4 protein-coding genes are annotated in these 5,295 nt (G+C 70.4%); 2 read left to right on the top strand and 2 right to left on the bottom strand.

Going from position 1 to position 5,295, the window contains the following annotated elements; translation table 11 throughout:
- Positions 1-75: 75 nt before the first annotated feature.
- Both ACWER9_RS31670 and ACWER9_RS31665 read right to left on the bottom strand, forming a co-directional pair.
- The gene (locus tag ACWER9_RS31670) at positions 76-987 is read right to left on the bottom strand and encodes a GNAT family N-acetyltransferase (protein ID WP_452305302.1); all 912 of its coding nucleotides are present in this window, start codon (positions 985-987) and stop codon (positions 76-78) included.
- Positions 988-1,236: 249 nt separating this feature from the next.
- Entirely contained in the window at positions 1,237-2,322 is a 1,086-nt protein-coding gene (locus tag ACWER9_RS31665) for a hypothetical protein (protein WP_452305301.1), read from the bottom strand.
- Positions 2,323-2,518: 196 nt separating this feature from the next.
- Here ACWER9_RS31665 and ACWER9_RS31660 point away from each other — a divergent pair, with 196 nt between their 5' ends.
- On the top strand, positions 2,519-3,790 hold the full coding sequence (locus tag ACWER9_RS31660) for a CehA/McbA family metallohydrolase (protein WP_452305300.1): 1,272 nt from the start codon (positions 2,519-2,521) through the stop codon (positions 3,788-3,790).
- Positions 3,791-4,316: 526 nt separating this feature from the next.
- Entirely contained in the window at positions 4,317-5,198 is an 882-nt protein-coding gene (locus ACWER9_RS31655) for a hypothetical protein (protein WP_452305299.1), read from the top strand.
- The last annotated feature ends 97 nt before the right edge of the window (positions 5,199-5,295 follow it).

The raw sequence follows: 5,295 nt of genomic DNA, 5'->3' as shown, positions 1-5,295 counted from the left end.
GTGGGACCCTTGCCATCGTAGTTCATCGATGTGAGCGATAACACCATCGAACCCGGTGCCGCGCGACGTTCGGCGTCAGCGGACGATGACCAGGTTGGCCATGTCGACGACCGGCCGGTAGCCGAGGGCGGCGTAGATCCTGTTCGAGGTCGGGTTTGCCTGGTCGGTGAACAGGCAGACCCGCGCACCCTCGGCCCGGATTCTGCGGGAGACCTCGGCGACCGCGTTGCTGGCCCAACCACGGCCCCGCTGGGCCGGCGGTGTGTACACCGGGCCGACGCGAGCAACCCCGAACGACGGTGGGTTGGCGCCGGTGAGGTGCACCGGCTCCCCGGCCTCGTCGACCCAGAACCACAACCGTCCGGCCTGGAGGCGGCGCACCATCTCGGCGTGGTCGGGCGTCTCGTGCGCACTGGTACCGCGCGGGCGGCCCGCCTGTTCGTCGGCGTCGCCCATGAACGCGGTGAACCACTCGGTGACCAGGTCCACGTCGTCCTCGGTCGCGGCCACCAGGCCGCCGGGAACAGGTGGTGGCCACGCCAGCTCGCCGAGCTCGTGCAGCCGGGTGTGCTGGCTGACCTGGACTCGCCCTCCGCCGAGTCGGGTCAGTTCGGCGGCACACAGGTCAACGGCGGGCAGGGCCCCGTTGACCGCGAGCACCTCCTCCTCGCGTTCGTGCAGTGCCTGCGCCAGCGCCACGGCCGCCTCGTCGGGCATGGGCAGCAGAAACGGCGGGTACGGGGCGAACGACGCCGAGCGCATCCCGGCACCGACCACGGCACCGGAGTCGTCGCTGACCACCAGCCACCAGGTGCGGTCGGGCGGCGAGATCCCCTCGGCCTGCTGCGACACCAGTCGGTGCGCGACGGTGGTCACGACCGTGCTGGCGACCGGGTCGGCGCTCAGGTAGTCACCTGCGGCGGCCAGGAACTCGCCCGGATCGGTGTAGAACCGCAGCCTCAGGCCGGCCATCGGGACAGTGCTCATCCGCGTACGCTAGCCACCCGCAGTGCCAGTCGGACACCGGTTTCCCACGAGCATCCGCGCAGTCGCAGGACCACGGCCCGGCTCTCCTCTCCGGCCTCCTCGGCGGGCCCGCGGCGACCCAGTTGATCAGCTTCCGGCCGGTCGCCCCGTCGGTCGTTCGTCGGCTCGACGAGAGCGCGGTCGGACGTGCCACGAGTGCTGGGCCTGCCGGCGGCGGCGACGGGAACGGTCGCCGCCGCCGGCCGGGCGTCAGAGGCGGGAGGTGAAAGTGGCCAGGAAGCGGTGTGGGGTGACCGCGCCGCTGTTGTCGAAGCAGATGACGTCGACGTCGGCGTTGGTCGTGTACGTCCAGGGCTGGGTGAGGTGGCAGTAGTTGCTGCCGGCGCCCTGCGCCACCACCTGGGCGTGAGTCTCCTTCAGCCCGACCTGCGGGAAGGTCGCCAGGTAGCGGCCGGCGGGCGCCAACGGTGCCACCGTGTTCGCGCCGACGCCAAGCACCGAGTTGTCGTTTGTCGGTCCGCCGACGCCGGTGCCCAGGTAACCGAAGTACGTCGGCGGCCCGAGGGAGCCGATCACCGGCCGCCGACGGTGGTACGAGAGGGCGAAGTCGGTGTTGACGAAAGCACCGGCCTGGTCGAAGCAGAAGACGTACACCTGCACGTCGCTTCCGACCGCTCCCCAGGAGTAGACCTTGCAGCGGCGCGGGCCGGCGTTCGGCTGCACGGCGGTGACCTGCACATTACCGGCGAGCAGTCCGGCCAGCCCCACGCCGGGCAGCCGGACCAGGTACTGCCCGACGCCCACCGGTCCGACCGTGTTCACGACGCCCGTGGAGCTGTACGACTGCACCACGACGCCGCTGCCCCACTGCACGTACGCATGGGAGGTGCCGGCCGGTAGTACGCCCGAGCTGGTCGTCCAGAGCACGGTGAACGGGGTGTCCTCGCGGGTGCCGCCCGGCTTGTGGCACTGCACGTCGACGATCTCGTCGGCGCCGGACTGGAACCAGCGAACCACCTCGCAGTAGTGACCGGTCCGGTTCACCGGGGTCACGTGCGGCACGCCCCGTGAGCTGGCACCCACCTGCGGGAAACGAACCTGGAACCGGCCGGGTGCCAGCTTGATGCCGTCGGCCCAGGCGGCGGGAAACGCGGTCTTCCAGCTGCCCCACTGCCGGCTGGTGTCCAGCACGGTCCAGACGGGCACGGTCGGGTCCTTGACGTACGCGAAGCCCCAGCGGTCGGCGGTGGCGGCCGCGACCGGGGCCGGCGGCGCGAGCGCGCTGGCGGCCAGGACGGCTGCCAGTGCTGCGGTGACGAACGATCGGAGACGCATCTTTCCTCCAGTCGACGGGAACATGTCGGGGAGGAGTGTGCGCCTGGTTATCTCGTGGTGACAGTCAGCTACCTCGGGTTCGGGTGTCGGCTGTCCGCTACTCGTCGCCCGTCGCAGTGCCAGGCGTACCGCACTGTTCGCCTGCACGACGACTCGGTGTGACGTGTCCGCCAGGTCCATCTATACGTATATATCCATGACTGCTCATCACCCACACCACTGCCACCACGACCGTCGAACCGACGACGACGTGCCGTACGGCCAGGTCGATGTTCCCGCTGGCTTCGGCCGGCGGGCGCTGCTTGCCGGCGCCGGCGGGACGCTGATGCTGGCCGCGCTGCCGACCGCGGCCCGGGCGGCCCACACGACGCTTGCCGGCGCCCCGACCGCCGCGGTCGGCGCCGGTCGGACATCTCTGATCACCCAGGGCACCACGTTGGTCCACACCGACATGCACAACCACACGGTTATGTCGGACGGTGACGGCAGCGCCGAGGCCGCATTCGCCTCCATGCGCGAGGCCGGGCTGGACGTCGCCGCGCTGACCGACCACGCCACGCTCTTCGCCATCGACGGGCTCAGCTCGTCCGAGTGGCGGACCGCCGGGGACCTGGCCAACGCCGCCAACGACCCGGGTCAGTTCACCGCAATCCGCGGGTTCGAGTGGTCGCACCCGCTGCAGGGGCACATCAACGTCTGGAACACCTCCGACTTCGCCGACCTGTTGCGGGCCGGCAGCCCCGGCAGCCTGTACAACTGGCTTACCGGGCGCCCCGGGGGTCTGGCGAGCTTCAACCACCCCGGCCGGGAGGCGGGACGGTTCAACAACTTCTCCTTCGACGCCGCCGCGCGCGATCAGCTCGTCGGGTTGGAGATGTTCAACCGGACCGACGACTTCCTCTTCGAGGGCTGGTCGTCGGGTGGGGCGTCACCGCTGGTGGCCTGCCTGAACGCCGGTTGGCGGCCGGCGCTGACCGGCGTCACCGACGAGCACGGCACGACCTGGGGCTTCCACGAGGGAAAGGGCCGCAGCGGCCTATGGGTCGCCGAGAACACCCGTGCCGCGGTGTTCGAGGCGATGGCCGCCCGCCGTTCCTTCGCCACCCGCGTGTCAGGGCTGCGAGTGGACGCGACGGCCAATGGCGTACGCATGGGTGGCGTGCTGAACGTGACCTCCGGCGACGTCCGGTTCCTGCTAGACCTGGACCGCGGCTCGGCCTGGGACGGCAAGCCCCTGCGAGTCCAGGTTCTCCGTCCCGGCACCTCGGCGCCGACAGTGGTCGACGTCATCGACACCGTCAACGGTCAGGTCACCGACTTCACCGTGCCGCTCGATGTCACCGACGGCGACTGGGTGGTGCTCCGTATCTCCGACCCGTCCCTGCCCAACGGCACCCCCGGCCCGGCCGGTCACCCGTGCAACGACTTCGCGGTGGCCTACACCAGCCCGTGGTGGCTGCGACCCTGACCGCTGCGGCGCTCGGGCATGACGGGGCTAGAGCGGAGGACGCGCCGCCGCGCCCGCGCCGATCTTGCACTTACTGTCGCCGGAAAGAGCGGGATGCCCACTATGTCGGGGCAGTAAGTGCAAGATCGCGGCCGACCCCGATCGATCATGGAGTTGTGGTGCCTGGTTTGGCGTCACTTGTGGACTTTGTCCACCACCACAACTCCATGATCGGCGGGGCGGGGCGGGGCGGGGCGGGGCGGGGCGGGGCGGGGCGGGGCGAGCGCGCGGTCTGGGGCGCGTGGGTGGGGCGCTGGCGGCGTGTCGGACATCAGCGACCTAACCTCCTAGGATGCCATGCGGGTTGTGTCTGCGCCCTCGCGTGACTCTCCGCAGATGGCTGCTCACCTGCGGAGACGGCCGTGTCGGCCCACCCGGGCCGGCTGAAAATTCACGCCGGAAGGCGGTAACCAAGTCGGCAGGCCAGTGCGTCAGGTAGGTGACGAGATCGCCGCTCCTGGCGGTCTGCCGGGGAGGGGTACGGGACATGGGCGACGTCCGTGGGCGTTTCAGGGACGATCTGGCCCGACACCCGGCCCCGCCGTTGGGCGAGCTGGTCCAGCAGGCGGTGGTGCAGGGACGCCGCCTGCGCCGCAAGCGTCGCCTTGCGCAGTTCGGCGCCGGCGGATCGGCGTTGGCGATGCTGCTCGTGATCGGTCTGGCCGCCGGGCCGCTTGGCTTCGGTGCGGATGACGCCGGTCAGTCCGGGGGGCCGAACTACGGTGCGCCGGGCGGGCCTGTCGACCCCACATCAGCCCCGTCCGGGTCCCCACCCGGGGTTCCGGGCGGGTTGCTTGGTGGTGGCGCGAAACAGGGCGGCGATCCGGATCCGTCGACGTCGCCTCCCAGGACCCGCGTGATCGACACGGTGAGGATCGGAGCGGGCCCGGGGGGTGAACTGGCGACCACCACACCGGAGGGCGCTCTGGACCTGTTGACCCGTCTGCTACCCAACGGCACGACGAGCGGCTATGTGAGCCTGCGGAGCAGCGGGGCTGGCCCTGGCATGCCGTACGTCCAGCTCTACCTGGACCGCGGCTACGGGCCGGGCATGCTGCGACTTGCCATCTACCGGGACAACCTCGGCGGCGACCCGCCCCCGGGAACGGTGGAGCTGACCGAGATACCCGACAACTGCGTACAGAACCAGATGGTCACCGTGCACCACCGCGATGGCCTCCGGGTCGACCTGATGATCGCCACCTGTCTGTTCTGGGAGGGCAAGGGGGCTACGCCGGCACCGTCGGTCCTCTCCCTGAAGGAGGCGATGCAGATCGCCGCCAACCCGACCTGGGGGACGAAACTGCCGGACGAGTTCGTCATCAACGGTGCCAAGAGATTCTCGACGCTGGTCCGGTCGAATGGCTGACGAAGACTTCGTGGAGTTCGCGCAGGCGGCTGCCAGTCCTCCTCGTCGTCCGCTGCGGCGGACGGCGCAACACCCGGCCGACCAGCACCGTGACCAC

The sequence above is a fragment of the Micromonospora sp. NPDC003944 genome (assembly GCF_053605225.1).
This window is presented reverse-complemented; position numbering and strand designations above follow the sequence as displayed.